Below are 18,116 nucleotides of genomic sequence, written 5' to 3' on the forward strand. Positions count from 1 at the left end.
ATCCGGCGCCGGCGCAGGGAATGGAAGGAGGGTCAGACCTTGTCGGGCTTGCCTTCATTACCCGCGATGTACGGGCTCCACGGCTGCGCACGCACCGTGGTCTTGGTTTTCCACACGACGTTGAACTGCCCGTCCGGGCGAATCTCGCCGATCATCACCGGCTTGTGCAGGTGGTGATTGCCGTCCATGACCATGTCGAAGCCGTCCGGCGACTTGAAGGACTGGCCGATCATCGCGGTGCGTACCTTGTCGACGTCGACGCTGCCCGCTTTCTCGACGGCCTGCTTCCACATATGCATGCCGACGAACGTGGCTTCCATCGGATCGTTCGTGACGCGCTTGTCGCCGCCGGGCAGGCCCTTGGCCTTGACGTAGGCGAACCACTCCTTCTTGAACGCGTCGTTGGTCGGGTTCTTCACCGACATGAAGTAGTTCCATGCCGCGAGGTGCCCGACGAGCGGCTTCGTGTCGATGCCGCGCAGTTCCTCTTCACCGACGGAGAAGGCCACCACCGGCACGTCGGTGGCTTTCAGGCCCTGGTTGCCGAGCTCCTTGTAGAACGGTACGTTCGAGTCGCCGTTGATGGTCGAGATGACCGTGGTCTTGCCGCCCTGGGCGAACTGCTTGATGTTGGCGACGATGGTCTGGTAATCACTGTGGCCGAACGGCGTGTAGACCTCCTGAATGTCCTTGTCGGCGACGCCCTTCGAATGCAGGAAGGCGCGCAGGATCTTGTTGGTCGTGCGCGGATAGACGTAGTCGGTGCCGAGCAGGAAGAAGCGCTTGGCGCCGCCGCCTTCCTTGCTCATCACGTATTCCACGGCCGGGATCGCCTGCTGGTTCGGCGCCGCGCCCGTGTAGAAGACGTTCTTCGACATCTCTTCGCCTTCGTACTGCACCGGGTAATAGAGCAGGCCGTTGAGTTCTTCGAAGACGGGCAGCACCGACTTGCGCGACACCGACGTCCAGCAGCCGAACACGGCGGCGACCTTGTCCTTGGTGAGCAACTGACGCGCCTTTTCCGCGAAGAGCGGCCAGTTCGACGCCGGGTCGACCACCACGGCTTCGAGCGGGCGGCCCATCACGCCACCCTTGGCGTTGATGTCGGCGATCGTCATGAGCGCGACATCCTTGAGCGACGTCTCCGAGATGGCCATCGTGCCCGAGAGCGAGTGCAGGATGCCGACCTTGATGGGCGACTTGCTCTGCGCGAACAAGTTGGGCGCCATGCCCGTCAGCGATGCGGCGCCCGAGAGGGCCGCCATCTGGAGTAGCGTGCGTCGTTTCATGGTACGTCTTCCCCTTTCCTGGTTAGACCGGTCGATCCGGTACCGGAGGAGTAACGCAAGGGCCGTGCCAGCGATGGGCGGGATTGGGCATGCGAGGTAACGGTGCACGGTCGCGCAAGCAAAAGCGTCGAACGTCGCTAAGCGCGCGCAGGCCCGCGAGGGCGGCGTCTGCGCGTCGAATCGTCAGGGTCGATCATGTCGTACGCATGGGACTCTGCGCAGGGGTTCATCGGCGTGTCGTCTTCCGAACGAAGCAGTGTGGTGCGGCTGCGCGCTGAGTTGGTGCGCACCGAGTTGGCGCGATTCGGTGGCATGACCACCAGGAAGGTCGCCGGCCAGGACGACTGCTTGGCGCCCGAGACGCCTGACGACGAGGTGGCATTTTTTGATGCATGATTGGCATTCGTGCCAAACCGGTCGACGGCAAGATGAGGGCTCCCGACGACTCTCCGACTTGTTCGACAACACGCTCATGACCGATGCCATTGCCGGGCGCGCCGCGCGCCCCACGGATTCCGAACCCAGCGGGCGCCCGAAGCGTTCCGGGCGCCCCGATCGTTCGATGGGCCGCCGCTATGCCGCGGTGCTGGCCGCGTGCCAGGCGTTATTCACGGCGGCGATGTCCGTCGACCTGACGTTGACGGGGCTTGTCGGTTACATGCTGGCGTCCGACAAAGGTTATGCGACGCTGCCGTTTTCGCTGATTACCGTGGCGTCCGCCATCACCACGATCTTTGCGTCGATGTTGATCCAGCGTATCGGTCAGCGTCTCGGCTTCGCGCTGGGCGCATTGTTCGGCACGGTCGGCGGGCTGGTGTCGGTCATGGCGATCTACGAGCGTCACTTTGCGATGTTCTGCGCGGGTACGGCGTGTGTGGGGGTGTTTCAGGCGTTCGCGCGCTATTACCGGCTGGCAGCGGCCGACGTCGTGCCGCTCGACGACAAGCCACGCGCGATTTCCATCGTGCTCACCGGCGGCGTGCTGGCGGCGGTGATCGGACCGGCGCTCGCGGCAGGCAGTAAAAACTGGCTCGCGCCGGTGACGTTCGCGGGATCGTATCTCGTCGTGGCGATTCTCTCGGCGATATCGTTGGTGTTGCTCGTCGGATTGCTGCGCGATTTACCGGTGCATGCGGCTGCCAGTGCCACCGGCGACGCGGATGCATTACCGGCCAGGCCGCTCGGCGAGATCATGCGTCAGCCGATTTATGTGGCGGCGCTGGCGAACAACCTGATCGGCTTCATGGTGATGATGTTCGTCATGACGGCGACGCCCATCGCGGCGGTGACGTGTGGGCACAGCATCGACGACGGCGCGCACATCATCGAGTGGCACTTGGTGGGGATGTATGCGCCGTCGTTCTTCTCGGGGCATCTCGTCAAGCGCTGGGGCGTGGTGCCGGTGTTGCTGGCGGGCATTGCGATGAGCGCCCTGTGCGGTGTCGTGGCGCTCGCGTCGACGAGCCTGCCGTACTTCTATGCGGCGTTGGCGTTGCTCGGCGTGGGATGGAACTTCATGTTCGTGGGCGGCACGACGTTGCTCACGATGTCGTATCGTCCGGCGGAGCGTGCGCGCGCGCAGGCCGCCAACGAATTCATCACCTTCGCCGGGACGGCGCTCGCGAGTCTGTTCGCGGGGCAACTGCTCGCTCGCTTCGGCTGGGCCACCATCAACCAGGCGACCTTCCCGTTGCTGGCGCTCGCGGCGCTGGCGACGGTGTGGTATGCCGTCGACGCGAAGCGCCGTGCGGTGCCCGCGACGGCCTGACGCTCCGACATTCTCGCGATCATGAACCCACCTCGTCTCGTTGCCTTTCTCATCGTGCCGCCGTTCGTGTTGCTGGATCTGGCCGGACCGCTCGACGCGTTTCACGCCGTCATTCGCAACTTCGCGGCGTTGGGGCAAGCGACACCGTATCGCACCGTGGTGGTGTCCGAGCATGGTGGGCCGGTGGAGACGGGCTCGGGTATCACGCTGCACACCGAGCCGATGCGCGCGCTCGAAACGATGTCCGTCGACACATTGATCGCGGTGGGCGGCGCGGTGGCGCATCGTCCGGCGGTGCCGGGTGAGGTGGGCGAGTGGTTGCGCGCCTACGCGCCGCGTGTGCGGCGTGTGTGTTCGGTGTGTGTGGGGGCGTTCATTCTGGGGGCGGCGGGGTTGTTGGATGGACGTCGCGCGACGACGCACTGGCTCGACACGGCGATGTTGCAGGCGTGTTATCCGAAGGCGCGGGTCGAGTCGGATCCGATTTATGTGCGTGAGGATCCGGTCTGGACCTCGGCGGGCATTACGGCGGGGATCGACCTGGGGTTGGCGTTGGTCGAGGACGATTTGGGGGCGGATATCGCGTTGCAGGCGGCGCGTCGGCTGGTGGTGTTCCTCAAGCGTGCTGGGGGGCAATCGCAGTTCAGCCCGCCATTGCAGGCGCAGGTCGCGGCGGGAGCGCCGTTCGGCGATTTGCATGCGTGGATGTCCGAACGGCTCGATGGCGATCTGTCGGTGGTGCGGCTGGCCGAGCAGGCGAACATGAGCGCGCGCACGTTTGCGCGGAGTTATCTCGCGCGGACGGGGTCGACGCCGGCCAAGGCGGTCGAGCGCATGCGCTTGGAGGCGGCCCGGTTTGCCTTGCTCGATTCGGATGCGCCGCTCAAGCGCATCGCCGCGCGCGTGGGCTTCGGCGACGAACAAAACCTGCGCCGCGCGTTTCAACGCCAGTACGGCGTGACGCCGGTGGCGTATCGGGAGCGGTTTGGGGTGATGGGCGTGGCGTAGGCATTGCGAATGTGCAATCACGTCAAGCCGCCAACTTCCCCGTCGCTGCCCGATCGAGAAAGCGGAACAGGCGTGCGTCGTCCGAATAGGCGACGTTGAAGCGGAACCAGCGGCAGGGCTCGTTGTGCGCCAGGAAGAACTCGCCCGGTGCCAACATGATGCTCTCAGACAGCGCCGCTTCGGCCAGTTCGCGCGCCGGTTGTGCCGTCTCCGGCAAGCTGCCGCACACAAACATCCCGCCTTCCGGCTGCGCCAGCAGTGTCACCCCGTGCGACTGCAACTGCGTGATGAGACGCGCGCGCGAACGCGTCAGCCGGTCCGACAGTCTTTCGATATGCTTTCGGTGACGTCCCTCGGTGAGAATCGCATGCACGATGCGCTCGTTGATCTCCGAGGACGTGAGGCCCGCCACCATCTTGCTGCGCGCGATCTCATGCGCGAGATCGCGCGAACACGCCAGATAGCCCACACGGACCGACGGCGATATCGTCTTCGAAAAGCTCGACACATAGATCACGCGCGACAGGCCATCCATCGCCGCCAGTGACGGTGTGCCCGCCGGCGCCAGTTCCCGATAGATGTCGTCTTCGACGATCCAGAAACCATGCTGCTCGGCACACTGCAAGATGCGATGCGCCGCCGCCGGGGTGAGCGAGGTGCCCAACGGATTCTGCAACGCTGGATTCACGAACAGCGCGCGCGGACGGTGCGTCTGCGCCGCCTGCTCCAGCGCGGCGAGATCCAGACCGGCCTCAGTGCGTGGAATGCCCACGACGTTGAGGCCCGCCAGACGCAACACCGCCAGCAGATTGCAGTACGCCGGTGCCTCGACCAATACCGTATCGCCCGGCTTGAGCAGCGTGCGCACCACCAGATCGAGCGCCTGCGTCGCGCCATGCGTGAGCACGATGTGCTCGGGCGGCGCGTCGATGGACAACTCGCCGAGGCGCCGCGCCAGCCACTGACGCAACGGCCCATACCCCCGCGGATGTCCGTAGTGCGCGAAATGCGCGCCCGGCCCCTTCGAGAGCGAACGCAGCGCGCCATGCAGCCCGTCTTCGTCGAGCCAGCTGTCAGGCAACCATCCGCAGCCGCTCTTCACCGCGATCGCGTCGTCCGCGAAGATCTCGGAAAGCAGCCACGCATTGGTGACTTCGCTGGCCGTGGTGCTCACCGCCAGCGCCCCGCCGGGGCTGGTCAGCCCCGTGTCTCGCGCGTCGGCCGCCCCCGCGACGAAGAAGCCCGCGCCGCGCCGGGCCACGAGCGTGCCGCGCGCGACGAGCCGGTCATACGCCTCGACCACCGTGAACGTGCTGATGCCGTGCGCCTTGGCCAGTGACCGGATCGACGGCATGCGCATGCCGCCGTGCAGCGTCTGACGCTGTAACGCTCGCTCGACCTCCCGCACGATCTGATCGACGAGTGCTTCCGGTTGGGCGCGGTTCAGGGAAAAGGCAAGCGGTTGGACCATGGTATCGGGGCATCGGCTGTTGCCAATACAGTTTAGGCGATTGACCAATACAGAATATACATTTTGCGAGTGACTGTACATGTCTGTATCGGTTCGTCTCTCGTAGGATCGATCCCATCCACCCGTGGCGCGCCGTCGTGCCGAGCGCGGGACATTCTGATCGAGCCAAGCTCTGGGGAGACCCCGCGATGAACATGAAAGACCTGAATCTCGACATGACGGCGTTCTGGATGCCGTTCACCAACAACCGTCAGTTCAAAAGCTCGCCGCGCCTGTTGGTGAAGGCCGAGGGCATGTATTACACGTCGTCGGACAATCGCAAGATTCTCGACGGCACCGCCGGTCTGTGGTGTGTGAACGCCGGCCACTGTCGCACCGAGATTGTCGAGGCGATCCGCCAGCAGGCCGGTGAGATGGACTTTGCACCGACGTTCCAGATGGGACACCCGAAGGCGTTCGAGGCCGCGAGCAAGATCGCCGCGATCACGCCGCAGGGGCTCGATCGCATTTTCTTCACGAACTCGGGCTCGGAGTCGGTCGACACCGCCCTGAAGATCGCCCTGGCCTACCATCGTGCGCGCGGCGAAGGCCAGCGCACACGGCTCATCGGTCGCGAGCGCGGTTATCACGGTGTGGGCTTCGGCGGGATTTCGGTCGGCGGCATCTCGCCGAACCGCAAGGCCTATTCGGGGCAACTGCTGCCGGCGGTCGACCATCTGCCGCACACGCTCAACATCAAGGAGGCGGCCTTCACGAAGGGGCAGCCGGCCTGGGGCGCCCATCTGGCCGACGAACTCGAACGTTTGGTGACGCTGCACGACGCGTCGACCATCGCCGCCGTGATCGTCGAGCCGCTCGCCGGTTCGACCGGGGTGCTGGTGCCGCCTCACGGCTATCTGCAAAAGCTGCGCGAGATCTGCGACAAGCACGGCATTCTGCTGATTTTCGACGAAGTCATCACCGGACTTGGCCGCCTGGGCAAGCCGTTCGCCGCTCAGTATTTCGGCGTGACGCCGGACATCATGACGATGGCCAAGGGCGTGAACAATGCCGCCGTTCCGATGGGCGCCGTCGCGGTGAAGACGGGCGTGCACGACACCATCGTCGACGCCGGTAACTCGGGCGCGATCGAGTTCTTCCACGGCTATACCTACTCGGGTCATCCGCTGGCCGCGGCCGCGGCGTGCGCCGCGCTCGATCTGTACAAGAGTGAAGGCCTGTTCGAACGCGCCGCAACGCTTGCGCCGCATTTCGAGAAGGTCATTCACGGTCTGCGCGATCTGCCGAACGTCATCGACATCCGGAACCTCGGCATGGTCGGCGGCATCGAGCTGTCCAACCGCGACGGCAAGCCGGGCGCACGCGCGCATGAAATCTTCGTCAAGTGCTTCGAGAAGGGAGCACTGGTGCGTTACACGGGCGACATCCTGGCGTTCTCGCCGCCGCTCATCATCAGCGAAGCGCAGATCGACGAGTTGTTCGGCATCGTGTCGGAAGCCATTCGCGAGACGGCGTAAGCGACATCCACAGCAAGGCTGGGCGGCCGCCGCGCGACGCCCCGCCATCCTTCAGACAGTCAGGGCGAACGCCCGCCTCGGGCGGACGCTCGCCCACCGACAGCGATTTCACGGACATCGACATGAATCAACGAGTGAGCACCGAACGTATCGAGCATTGGATTGGCGGCGCAAGCGTCGCGTCTGGAGAAGCCGATCGCCGCTTCGGCGAAGTGACGAACCCGGCCACCGGCGAAGTTATCCGCCAGGTAGCCCTGGGCGGCGCGACGGATGTCGCGGGCGCCGTGGCGGCCGCACGCGCCGCCTTGCCCGGCTGGCGTGCCACGCCGCCGATGAAGCGCGCCCGCGTGATGATGAAGTACCGCGAGCTGCTCGAAACGCATCGCGAAGCACTTGTGCAACTGATCACGCAGGAACATGGCAAGACGCTCGACGACGCCCGCGGCGAAGTCACGCGCGGTATCGAAGTGGTCGAGTTCGCCATGGGCATTCCGCAGTTGCTCAAGGGCGAGATCGCGCCACAGGTGGGCACGGGCGTGGACACGTATTCGATTCACCAGCCGGTCGGCGTCTGCGCAGGCATCACGCCGTTCAACTTCCCCGCGATGGTGCCGTTGTGGATGTTCCCGATGGCCGTGGCCTGCGGCAACACCTTCGTGCTCAAGCCGTCGGAGAAGGTGCCCTCGGCGGCGCTGTTGCTCGCGCGCCTGGCCAAGGACGCCGGGCTGCCCGACGGTGTTCTCAACGTCGTGAACGGCGACAAGGCGGCGGTCGATGCGCTGCTCACGCATCCGGACGTGAACGCCGTGTCGTTCGTCGGCTCGACGCCGATCGCGCAATACATCTACAGCACGGCGTCGGCGCACGGCAAGCGCGTGCAGGCGCTCGGCGGCGCGAAGAACCATGGCGTGGTGATGCCGGACGCCGACCTCGATTTCACCGTCGATGCGCTGATCGGCGCCGCGTACGGTTCGGCGGGGGAGCGTTGCATGGCCATCTCGGTGGCCGTGGCCGTCGGCGACGTGGCGGATGCGTTGGTGGCACGTCTGGCGCAAGCCGCGACGTCGCTGCCGGTCGGCGACGGTGCCGACCCCGTCGCGCAGATGGGGCCGCTGATTACCCGCGCGCATTGCGACAAGGTGCGCGGCTATGTCGATGCCGGTGTCGGCGAAGGTGCGAAGCTCGTGGTGGACGGCCGTGGCCTCAAGGTCGCGCAGCGCGACGACGGCTTCTTCATCGGCCCGTGCCTGTTCGACAACGTGACGCCGGAGATGTCGATTTATCGCCACGAGATTTTCGGGCCAGTGCTGGCCGTGGTGCGTGTGAAGACGCTGGAAGAAGCGATCGCGCTCATCAACCGTAATCCGTACGCCAACGGCACGGCGGTGTTCACGACGTCGGGCGGTGCCGCGCGGCGCTTCGAAGACGAGATCGAAGTCGGCATGGTCGGCGTGAACGTGCCAATTCCGGTGCCGGTGTCGTACTTCTCGTTCGGCGGATGGCGCAATTCACTGTTCGGCGACCAGCACATCTACGGACCCGAGTCGGTGCGCTTCTACACGCGCTCGAAGGTGGTCACGCGTCGCTGGTCGGAGGGACGCCCGGCGAATGCCGCGTCGTCGCTCGTCATGCCGACGCTCGGCCAATAACGGCGATCAAGCGGCGATCAGCAAAATCGACGCAATTGGCGCTAACGCTGTGCCGCGCAGGTGCCGATGCTTGCCGGCATCGACATGAAAACGCCGTCCGGGGGATCTGAACTACCCTCGGACGGCGTTTTTTGACTTGGGATGGCGGCGAAGTCAGATCAGATGAACTGGCGCGACGTCGATGCCCTCGTCGAGCAGGAAGCCGCGAATGCGCCGTGCGAAATCGAGTGCGTGTTCGCCGTCACCGTGCAGACAGACGGTTTGCGCCCGAATCGGCACGAGCGTGCCGTCGATGGCGCGCACGCGTTGCTCGCGCACCATCATCAGCGTTTGGGCGAGCGCATCTTCCTCGCGCTCGATCAACGCGCCAGGCGTGCCACGTTTGACCAGCGAGCCGTCCGGGTTATAGCCCCGGTCGGCGAAGACTTCATCGACGGCCTGCATGCCGGCAGCCCGCGCCGCCTTCACCAACTCGCCGCCCGCCAGCCCGAAAATCGCCAGGTCGGTGTCGAACGCGCGAATGGCTTCGACGATCGTCTCGGCCAGTGCCGGGTCACGCGCCGCCTGATTGTAGAGCGCGCCGTGCGGCTTGACGTGCGAGAGCCAGCCGCCTTGGGCGCGCACGATCGCGGCGAGGGCGCCGATCTGATACAGCATGCCCGCGCGGATGTCGTCGAGCGGAAGCTGCATTTCCGTGCGGCCGAAATTTTCGCGGTCGGGAAAGCTCGGGTGCGCGCCGATGGCCACGCCGCACGCCAGCGCCCAGCGCACCACCTGCTGCATCGTGCCCGCGTCGCCCGCGTGCCAGCCACACGCCACATTGGCCGAGCTGACCTGGGCGAGGAGTGCTTCGTCGTAGTTGCAACCTTCTCCGAGGTCGACGTTAAGATCGATTTTCATCCGGGATTCTCCTGCGGGGGACGACGATGGGCGGGCGTGGCGTCAGGCCTTGCGCGAGATGGCCGGCCGCCGCGATGTCGTCAGAATGCCGTGATCGTGCCACGCGAGCGCGCGCTCGATCTGGGCCAGATAGCGCCGCTGTTCGTGCAGCGCTTCGCGCGCCTCGGCGCCGCTGCATTCCGAAAAATACAATGTGCTGCCGAGCCGCGCCTGTCCGAGCCGCCACAGATCGGCGCTGATCACGACGCCGATCTTCGGGTAGCCGCCGGTGGTCTGGGCGTCGGCCATCAGAATGATCGGCTGCCCCGACGGCGGCACCTGAATCACCCCCGGCACCACACCGTGCGAGAGCAGATCGTGGCTGCGATTCTTCTTGCGCGCGAGCGGCTCCGGGCCCGACAGCCGGTAGCCCATGCGGTTGCTGTTGGGCGTGACGTGCCAGGGATTCTCCCAGAAGCCCTTGTGCGAGGCGGCCATGAAGTCGTCGTATTCCGGACCGGGCAGCACCCGCACGCGGTGCGCCAGCGGATCGGACAACCACACCGGCGGACGTACCCCCAACGGCGCGGCCTTGCGCGCGGCGGCGCTGGGTTGCCCGATGGCGATGCGGTCGCCGTCGCGCAGGGCACGGCCCTCGAAGCCGCCGAAGCCGGCCGCCAGATCGGTGCTGCGCGAGCCGAGTGTCTCGGGGACATCGACGCCGCCCGCCACGGCCAGATAAGTGCGCATGCCGAAGCGTGCCGGGCGCAACGTCAATGTCTGACCGCGCGCGACGGGGAAGCGCCACCATGACCACACGGGGACGCCGTCGAGATCGGCATGGCAATCGGCACCGGCCAGCGCCACGAGGGTCGCGCTCGCAAAGCGCAGCACGCACGCCCCCATCGTGATTTCCAGCGTGGCGGCGTTGGGGTCGTTGCCCGCAAGACGGTTGGCGACGGCGCACGCCAGCGCATCGACGGCGCCGCCGCTGGCAATGCCGAATTCACGCAGACGGGCGCGGCCCAGATCCTGGACCGTGGTGAGCAGGCCGGCACGCAGGATATCGATCACAGGTCGAGACTCGCGATGGTGAAGCGCACACGGTCGCCCGGCGCCAGCAAGGCGGGCGGTGTCGCGGTGGGGTCGAACAGCGCGCTGGACGTGTGGCCGATGATTTGCCAGCCGCCGGGGGAGGCGAGCGGATAGATGCCGGTCTGGTTGCCGCCAATGCCGACCGACCCCGCCGGTACCGACAGGCGAGGCTCGGCGCGGCGTGGCGTGGCAATCGACTCATCGAGCCCGCCCAGATAGGCGAAGCCCGGCTGGAAACCCAGGAAGTAGACGATGTATTCCGGTGCGGTATGACGTTGCACGACCGTCTTCGGTTGCAGACGTGCGTGCTTCGCCACGTCGGCAAGGTCTGGGCCGTGCTTGCCGCCGTAGTGCACGGGGATCTCGATGTCGCGTCCGACTTCCCCGGCGACGGGCTGCGTCTGCCAGGCGTCACGCAGGCGCTCGCTCAGCACGTCGATATCTGTGGCCAACGGGTCGAACACCAGCGTGAGGTTGTTCATGCCGGGCACGACGTCGCGCACGTGAGGCCAATCCTTCGCGAGGGCCGCCGCGTGCCAGACGCGGCGTTGGGACGCGAGCGTGGGCGAGGTGCCCGCTTCGCACACGAGCGCGCTGTCGCCGAGCGGCAGGATCTTGAGCGTTGTCATGGCGAGGGGGGACTGGATTCGCGAGCGGGGGTGTCGGCGCGCGCGAAGGTGGTCGATTCGGTCACGATGACGTCGAGCGCCAGATCGTGGGCTTCGGCCGTGAGACCGTCGATTTCGAGTGCGTCGTAAGCGATGCCGAGCGTTTGCGGCGCCGGGGACATCGAATGCAGGGTGCGGTGGTAGAACCCCCCGCCGTAACCGAGTCGCAGGCCGTCGCGCGTAAAGCCCACGCAGGGAATCAACAGCAGGTCGGGCACGAGCACGTCGGCCTCGAGCGGGACGGGAATGCGGTAGCGGCCTTCCGTCATGCGGGTATCGGGGGTCCAGCGGTGAAAGACGAGCGGCGCGGCCGGGGCGGTCACGACCGGCAGTGCGGCCAGGCGCAACCCCTTGGGCGACGCCTGCGTGAGCCATGCCGAGATGACTTCGCGGGCGTCGAATTCGCCCTGAATCGGCCAGTAGAAGCCGACACAGCGCGGCGCGCGACGCGTCAGCTCGTCGGCCAGCCGGGCGGCGAGTGCGGCGTCGCGTGCGGCGCGTCCGGCGAGCGTGGTGCGCGTGTCGAGCAAGGCCTTGCGCAAACGTGCCTTTCCGGCGACCGATTCGGTCCCATTTCCGGACGTTTGGGCCGCCGGTTGGGCGGGGTCCCGTGCTATGCTTGGATTCACTTTTTACCCGACGCTCCCCCGAAGATGTCAGATCGTTTGACCCGAGTATATCGCGCCGTTGCGCTGGCCCTGACCGCTGCCACGCTCGTTGCCTGCAGCACGACCCAGGCAACCGGTCGCGCCAAGGCGCATTCGGCGGCAAGCCGTTCAACGGCATCTGCCGACCTGCTCTCGCAGCGCTCGCCCGACGACATCTTCGTGCAACTGCGCGAAGCGGCTCGCGCCAACGACGCGCCGCGCGCCACGGCGCTCGCAGCCATGCTCTCCGGCTACGACGTGCCGTCTTACGTCCAGTACTTCCAGATCAAGCCGCGCATGTTCGACCGCTCGGGCAAGGCGCTCATCGATGCGCCGGACGATGATATCCGCGCCTTCTTGCGCACGTATGACGGTCAGGCGATCGCCGACCGTCTGCGCAACGACTGGTTGCTGGTGCTGGGCAAGCGTCACGACTGGCAGACGTTCGATGCCGAATATCCGAAGTTCGTGCTCGACGATGACACGCAGGTCAAATGCTACGCGCTGATGTCGCGTGCCGCGCGTGGCGAAAATGTCACGCAGGCCGCTACCGACCTGCTGACCACGCCGAAATACTACGGCGAGGGTTGCGTCGACATGATCAATACGCTGGCCGCAAGCGGCCAGTTGCCGCGCAAGGAGGTCTGGCACCAGATTCGCCTGGCTTACGAGGAAAACTACACCTCGCTCGGCAAGCAGATCGCCGATGCGCTGGGCGCCACGCGCCCGGACGACAGCCTGCTCGACATGGCCGCCACGCGTCCGGCGCAGATTCTCGCGCGTGGGGTGGACGGCTCGGAAGCGTCGCGCCAGCTCACGCTGCTCGCCGTCGTGCGCATGGCCCGCAGCGACGCCATGCTGGCGGCGAGCAGTTTCTCCAGCGTCGCGGGCAGTCTGTCGCCGGACGAGCGCGCCATCGGCTGGGGCAGCATCGGCATGCGCGGGGCGTTGTCGCAGAATCCGATGGCGATCACCTGGTACCGTCAGGCCGGAAACGCCAAGCTCTCGGTGACGGCGCAGGAGTGGAAGATTCGTGCGGCGCTGCGCGCGGGCGACTGGAATCTCGTGCGCACCGGCATTGAAGCGATGCCGGCGGCGTTGCGCGACGACGGTGTCTGGACTTACTGGTACGGCCGTGCGCTGCGCGAAGCCGGGAAGGGCGATGCCGCGCGCGCGCAATTCCAGAAGATCGCCATGCAGCCCAACTTCTACGGACAACTGGCGAACGAGGAACTGGGCAACAAGACGTCGCTGCCACCGCGCACGACCGTCACCCAGGCCGAGGTCGATGCGAACCAGGCGAACGCCGGATTCCGGCGCGCCGCGAAGTTCTACGATCTCGGTTTGCGTTTCGAAGGCAATCGCGAGTGGAATTGGGAACTGCGCAACATGACCGACCGCCAGTTGCTCGCCGCCGCACAGTACGCCAACCAGATCGAACTGTTCGACCGCACGGTCAACACGGCCGATCGCACGAAGGTCGAGCACGACTTCACGTTGCGCTACCTGATGCCGTTCCGCGACAAGGTGGAGCCGCTGGCCGCGGCCGTCGATCTTGACGAAGCGTGGGCCTACGGTCTGATCCGGCAGGAGTCGCGCTTCATCATCAATGCCCGCTCGTCGGTCGGGGCAGGCGGTCTGATGCAGATCATGCCGGCCACCGCGAAGATGGTCGCGCGGCAGATCGGCATGGACTACCAGCCGGGCATGATGCACGACATCGACACGAATATCCGTCTGGGCACGAGCTATCTGGCGGATATCTACAACAAGTTCGACGGCTCGGCGGTGCTGGCGTCGGCCGGTTACAACGCCGGCCCGGGACGTCCGCGCACGTGGCGCTCCACGCTGGATCGTCCGGTCGAGGGGGCCATCTTCGCCGAGACGATCCCGTTCAACGAGACGCGCACCTATGTCGAGAACGTGTTGTCGAACACCACGTACTACTCGGCCCTGATCACGGGTCGTCCGCAATCGCTCAAGGAGCGGCTCGGCATCATTCTGCCCCAGTGACCCGGCAGCGGTCGGAGCCGCGAACCCACCGTCATGTCGCGGAGGTGACGCATGCGCCATAACGTTTGTGTCGTGGGTGGCACCGGCTTCGTCGGCAGCCATCTGGTGGCCCGGCTGGTGTCGATGGGATACGCCGTGCGCCTGCCAACGCGGCGCGTCGACGCCGCCAAGGCGCTCGGCGTGCTGCCGGGTGTGGAACTCGTCGAATGCGACGTGCACGATCCGCGCGCGCTGGAGCGCGTGATCGCGGGCAGCGACGCGGTCATCAATCTCGTGGGCATTCTGCACAGCGACCGTGGCACGCCCTATGGCCGCGCGTTCGCGCGCGCGCACGTCGAGCTGCCGCGCAAGATCGCACAAGCGTGCAGCGACCGGGGCATCGCGCGGCTCATCCACATGAGCGCCCTGGGCGCCGATTCGAATGGCCCGAGCATGTACCAGCGCTCGAAGGGCGACGGCGAAGTCGCAATTCGAGCGACGGGCATTCCCGTCACGATCTTTCGTCCGTCGGTGGTATTCGGTCCGGGCGACCACTTTCTGAATACCTTCGCGGCGCTGCAGCGGCGTTTGCCCGTTGTGCCGCTCGCGTGCGCCACGGCGCGCTTTCAGCCCATTTACGTGATGGATGTGGCGCAGGCCTTCGCGAGTGCGATCGACAACGACGCGACGCTTGGCAAGACGTACGAACTGGGCGGACCGGAGGTCTACACGCTTGAAGCGCTCGTTCGCTTTGCGGGCGCCGCGTGCGGCTGCGAGCGGCCGATCCTGCGATTGCCCGAGGGCGCCGCGCGCCTGCAGGCCGCCTTTTTCGAGCGGCTACCGGGCGAGCCGATCATCACGCGCGACAACCTCGATTCGATGCGTGTCGATAACGTCATGAGCGGCCCGCTGGCGCCCGAACTCGGGCTTGTGCCGAATGGGCTCGAGATTGCCGTCGATTATCTCGACGGCGATAGCGAGGAGCGTCGTCTGTCTGACTACCGGCGTTACGCGGGGCGCTGACACCTCACTCTTTTCAATCCGGCGCGTCACTCCCCGATGCGTCATGCGTGCAAGGAACGTCTTCATGCAACTGATCATTGCCAACAAGAGGTACTCGTCGTGGTCGATGCGTCCGTGGGTCGTGCTCAAGCACTTCGGCATCGCCTTCGAAGAATGCAACGTCTGGCTCGCGCAGCCCGACTCGCGTGAACAGATTCTGCGTTATTCGCCCACCGGTAAAGTCCCGTGCCTGATCGACAACGGCATTACCGTCTGGGACTCGTTGGCCATCTGCGAGTACCTGGCAGAGAGCTATCCGCATCTGCCGCTATGGCCGAAGTCGCGTGAAGCGCGAGCCCATGCGCGCAGCGTTTGTGCCGAAATGCACAGCGGATTCACCGCCCTGCGCACGCATATGTGGATGAACGTCGGCGTGCATTGGCCGGGGGCAGCCGCGACGGATGAAGTGCTTGCCGATGTCCGTCGTATCGAAGCGATCTGGGAGGATTGCCTCGCGCGCTACGACGGCCCGTTCCTGTTTGGCGACTTCACCATTGCCGATGCGTTCTACGCCCCTGTGGTGATGCGTTTCGCAACGTTCGAGCCGGCGTTGTCGGCGCGCGCGCAGGCGTATGTCGATCGCATTCGCGAATTGGCGGCCGTGCAGGCGTGGGTGGCTGCGGGACGCGGCGAGACGCAGCGTGTGGCTTACTACGAAGCGCGTCCATGAAGATTTACGCGGTTGGCGGCGCGATTCGCGACGCCATGCTGGGTTTGCCGGTCAAGGATCGGGACTACGTGGTGGTGGGTGCGACGCCCGAGGAGATGGTGCGGCAGGGCTTCAAACCGGTGGGCCGCGACTTCCCGGTGTTTCTGCATCCCAAGACGCAGGCCGAGTACGCGCTCGCCCGCACCGAGCGCAAGACGGCGCGCGGCTATCACGGATTTTCGTTCTACTTCGCCCCCGAAGTCACTCTCGAAGAAGACCTCGTGCGACGCGATTTCACCATCAATGCGATGGCGCGCGAGGTCATGCCCGACGGCAGTCTGTCGGATCAACTGGTCGATCCCTATGGCGGCCGGCGCGATCTGGAAGCGAGGCTGTTTCGCCATGTCGGCGAGGCCTTCGCGGAAGATCCCGTGCGGATTCTTCGGTGCGCCCGTTTTGCCGCGCGCTTCACGGATTTTTCGGTGGCCGACGAGACGCTCATGCTCATGCGCGAGATGACGGCCAACGGCGAGGTCGATGCGCTGGTGGCCGAGCGGGTCTGGCAGGAAATTTCACGCGGGCTGATGGAGCATCGGCCGTCGCGCATGTTCGATGTCTTGCGCGCGTGTGGCGCGATCGATCGCGTTCTGCCCGAGGTGGCCCGGCTATGGGGGGTGCCGCAGCGCGCCGACTTCCATCCCGAAGTGGACACCGGCGTGCATGTGATGATGGTGCTCGACTACGCCGCGACGCAGGGCTATTCGCTGCCGGTACGCTTCGCCGCCCTCACGCACGATCTCGGCAAAGGCACCACGCCTGACGACGTGTTGCCGCGTCACATCGGACATGAGGGGCGCAGTGTCGACTTGCTCAAGCCGTTGTGCGCGCGTTTGCGCGTGCCGGTCGATTGCCGTGAGCTGGCGCAGGTCGTGGCACGCGAGCATGGCAACATCCACGCAAGTCCGAAGTTTGGCGCGGCGGCGCTCGTGCGTCTGCTTGAGCGGTGCGACGCCCTGCGCAAGCCCGACCGGTTCGTGGAGATACTTCAGGCCTGCGAAGCCGATGCGCGTGGGCGCGGCGGGGATTTCGCCACGGCACCCTATCCGCAACGCGATCGGTTGATGGCGGCGCTTGGCGCGGCGCGCAGTATCGATGCCGGCGCGGTAGCGCGACGGTATGCCGACAATCCTGTGAAGATTCGCGACGCCGTGCAGGCCGCAAGAATCGATGCGGTCGAGGCGGCGGGGCTCGGGGGCGAGGGGAACTGAGTCGCTGGGGGCATGCGAGACGTTCGCGTCTGCGCATGCCCGCGACCTACGAAGGTCGCTTACTCGAACGCCTTGTCGTTCGGATTCGCGTAGAGCTGCTTGAGCTGTTCGCTCATCGCGAAGTTGAAGTTGATCTGCTTCGGCGGCACCGGCGATTCGAACCACTTCTTGTACATCGCGTTGATCTCGCCGCTCTTCATCACGCCGGCGAGCGTGTCGTCGACGAGTTTCTTGAACTCGGTATCGCCGTGTCTCGTCATGAAACCGTAAGCCTCGAACGATTGCGGTGTGCCCGTGACGACCCAGTCGTCGGGGTTGCGGCCCATCGTGCGCGCGCCGGCGAGCAGCACGTCGTCCATCATGAACGCCTGCACGCGACCGCCCTGGAGCATGGTGAAGGATTCCCCATAGTCCTTGCCCGAGATCACGCTCATGTTCATCTTCTTCTCGTTGTTCATCCTGTTCAGGATGCGCTCCGACGTCGTGCCCGCATTGGTCACGACCGGCTTGCCCGCCAGATCCGGGAAGTCCTTGATGCCCGAGTGCTTGTTCACGAGCAACCGCGTGCCCGCGACGAAGAAGGTGTTCGAAAAATCGACCTGCGCCTGACGCGCCTTCAGGTTCGTCGTCACGCCGCACTCGATATCGACGGTGCCGTTCTGCACGAGGGCGATGCGGTTTTGCGAAGTGACGGGGATGAAGCGCACTTGCAGGTCAGGTTTCTTCAGGCGCGTCTTGACCGCATCGACGACCTTGTTGCACAGGTCCTGCGAATAACCGATGACGTTGTGATTGTTGTCGTAGTACGAAAACGGAATCGACGACTCGCGATGCCCAATCGAGATCACGCCGCTGCTCTCGATCTTCTGCAGCGTCGCCGAAGCGGGCTGCGCCAGCGCCGCTCCCGTGGCGACACCCATCGCTACGCCCAACATCATCCCGGTCAATCGCATCTTGATCATGTCCTGCTCCTGAAATGGCCTCACTTTGATTCATGATTGAATCATTTGTTGCATGGTAAATTTTTTGCAACAAATGATCAAATCGTAGTTAACCCTAGCGATGGCTGCCGTCCGGCGCGCCGCTGTGACGGCGACGCACGCGGACATGCGTCGGGCCGGCGATCGGCCGCGAATCGGGGCCGCGGGGGGGGG

The 18,116-nt window shown here is 65.5% G+C and carries 16 protein-coding genes; 9 read left to right on the top strand and 7 right to left on the bottom strand.

Features of this window, described 5'->3' with window-relative positions; all coding sequences use genetic code 11:
• Nucleotides 1-32: 32 nt before the first annotated feature.
• Nucleotides 33-1,229: an urea ABC transporter substrate-binding protein gene (gene urtA, locus A985_RS0114020; protein ID WP_369751579.1), complete on the bottom strand. Its 1,197-nt coding sequence runs from the start codon at nucleotides 1,227-1,229 to the stop codon at nucleotides 33-35.
• 255 nt (nucleotides 1,230-1,484) lie between these two features.
• Here urtA and A985_RS0114025 point away from each other — a divergent pair, with 255 nt between their 5' ends.
• The 3 genes from A985_RS0114025 (at nucleotide 1,485) to A985_RS0114035 (ending at nucleotide 4,065) form a co-directional block, all read left to right on the top strand.
• Complete coding sequence (locus A985_RS0114025; RefSeq protein ID WP_017234034.1) at nucleotides 1,485-1,685, top strand: hypothetical protein; 201 nt, start codon at nucleotides 1,485-1,487, stop codon at nucleotides 1,683-1,685.
• Nucleotides 1,686-1,851: 166 nt separating this feature from the next.
• Entirely contained in the window at nucleotides 1,852-3,057 is a 1,206-nt protein-coding gene (locus A985_RS0114030; protein WP_157211469.1) for an MFS transporter, read from the top strand.
• Nucleotides 3,058-3,078: 21 nt separating this feature from the next.
• Nucleotides 3,079-4,065, top strand: coding sequence for a GlxA family transcriptional regulator (locus A985_RS0114035; protein ID WP_017234036.1), 987 nt, complete (start codon nucleotides 3,079-3,081; stop codon nucleotides 4,063-4,065).
• 22 nt (nucleotides 4,066-4,087) lie between these two features.
• Here A985_RS0114035 and A985_RS0114040 read toward each other — a convergent pair whose 3' ends face one another.
• The gene (locus tag A985_RS0114040) at nucleotides 4,088-5,536 is read right to left on the bottom strand and encodes a PLP-dependent aminotransferase family protein (RefSeq protein WP_017234037.1); all 1,449 of its coding nucleotides are present in this window, start codon (nucleotides 5,534-5,536) and stop codon (nucleotides 4,088-4,090) included.
• Nucleotides 5,537-5,724: 188 nt separating this feature from the next.
• On the opposite strand from A985_RS0114040, the gene A985_RS0114045 reads away from it, so the two are divergent.
• Entirely contained in the window at nucleotides 5,725-7,053 is a 1,329-nt protein-coding gene (locus A985_RS0114045; RefSeq protein ID WP_017234038.1) for an aspartate aminotransferase family protein, read from the top strand.
• 122 nt (nucleotides 7,054-7,175) lie between these two features.
• On the top strand, nucleotides 7,176-8,702 hold the full coding sequence (locus tag A985_RS0114050; RefSeq protein WP_017234039.1) for a CoA-acylating methylmalonate-semialdehyde dehydrogenase: 1,527 nt from the start codon (nucleotides 7,176-7,178) through the stop codon (nucleotides 8,700-8,702).
• A gap of 153 nt (nucleotides 8,703-8,855) precedes the next feature.
• Here the strand turns inward: A985_RS0114050 and pxpA are convergent, their stop codons facing one another.
• Genes pxpA through A985_RS0114070 form a run of 4 tightly spaced genes read right to left on the bottom strand, consistent with a single transcriptional unit; the run spans nucleotide 8,856 to nucleotide 11,886 of the window.
• Nucleotides 8,856-9,602, bottom strand: a complete 747-nt coding sequence (gene pxpA, locus A985_RS0114055) for a 5-oxoprolinase subunit PxpA (RefSeq protein WP_017234040.1) — start codon at nucleotides 9,600-9,602, stop codon at nucleotides 8,856-8,858.
• A gap of 42 nt (nucleotides 9,603-9,644) precedes the next feature.
• Entirely contained in the window at nucleotides 9,645-10,655 is a 1,011-nt protein-coding gene (locus A985_RS0114060; RefSeq protein ID WP_017234041.1) for a biotin-dependent carboxyltransferase family protein, read from the bottom strand.
• Nucleotides 10,652-11,305 (bottom strand): 5-oxoprolinase subunit PxpB, encoded by a 654-nt coding sequence (gene pxpB / locus A985_RS0114065; RefSeq protein WP_017234042.1) that lies wholly within the window; start codon nucleotides 11,303-11,305, stop codon nucleotides 10,652-10,654. Before pxpB ends, A985_RS0114060 begins: the two co-directional genes overlap by 4 nt.
• The gene (locus A985_RS0114070) at nucleotides 11,302-11,886 is read right to left on the bottom strand and encodes a 5-formyltetrahydrofolate cyclo-ligase (RefSeq protein ID WP_017234043.1); all 585 of its coding nucleotides are present in this window, start codon (nucleotides 11,884-11,886) and stop codon (nucleotides 11,302-11,304) included. Before A985_RS0114070 ends, pxpB begins: the two co-directional genes overlap by 4 nt.
• Nucleotides 11,887-11,997: 111 nt before the next feature.
• Here A985_RS0114070 and A985_RS0114075 point away from each other — a divergent pair, with 111 nt between their 5' ends.
• From A985_RS0114075 to A985_RS0114090, 4 genes are all read left to right on the top strand, one after another.
• On the top strand, nucleotides 11,998-14,004 hold the full coding sequence (locus A985_RS0114075) for a lytic transglycosylase domain-containing protein (RefSeq protein WP_017234044.1): 2,007 nt from the start codon (nucleotides 11,998-12,000) through the stop codon (nucleotides 14,002-14,004).
• Between the two features lie 51 nt (nucleotides 14,005-14,055).
• Entirely contained in the window at nucleotides 14,056-15,006 is a 951-nt protein-coding gene (locus A985_RS0114080; protein ID WP_017234045.1) for a complex I NDUFA9 subunit family protein, read from the top strand.
• A gap of 64 nt (nucleotides 15,007-15,070) precedes the next feature.
• Nucleotides 15,071-15,715, top strand: coding sequence for a glutathione S-transferase family protein (locus tag A985_RS0114085; protein WP_017234046.1), 645 nt, complete (start codon nucleotides 15,071-15,073; stop codon nucleotides 15,713-15,715).
• On the top strand, nucleotides 15,712-16,962 hold the full coding sequence (locus tag A985_RS0114090; RefSeq protein WP_017234047.1) for a multifunctional CCA addition/repair protein: 1,251 nt from the start codon (nucleotides 15,712-15,714) through the stop codon (nucleotides 16,960-16,962). The genes A985_RS0114085 and A985_RS0114090 overlap by 4 nt, the downstream gene beginning before the upstream one ends.
• A gap of 59 nt (nucleotides 16,963-17,021) precedes the next feature.
• Here A985_RS0114090 and A985_RS0114095 read toward each other — a convergent pair whose 3' ends face one another.
• Nucleotides 17,022-17,915, bottom strand: a complete 894-nt coding sequence (locus A985_RS0114095; protein WP_026131969.1) for a glutamate/aspartate ABC transporter substrate-binding protein — start codon at nucleotides 17,913-17,915, stop codon at nucleotides 17,022-17,024.
• Nucleotides 17,916-18,116: the final 201 nt, after the last annotated feature.

The sequence above is a fragment of the Pandoraea sp. B-6 genome, from assembly GCF_000282835.1.
Classification (GTDB): Bacteria; Pseudomonadota; Gammaproteobacteria; order Burkholderiales; family Burkholderiaceae; genus Pandoraea; species Pandoraea cepalis.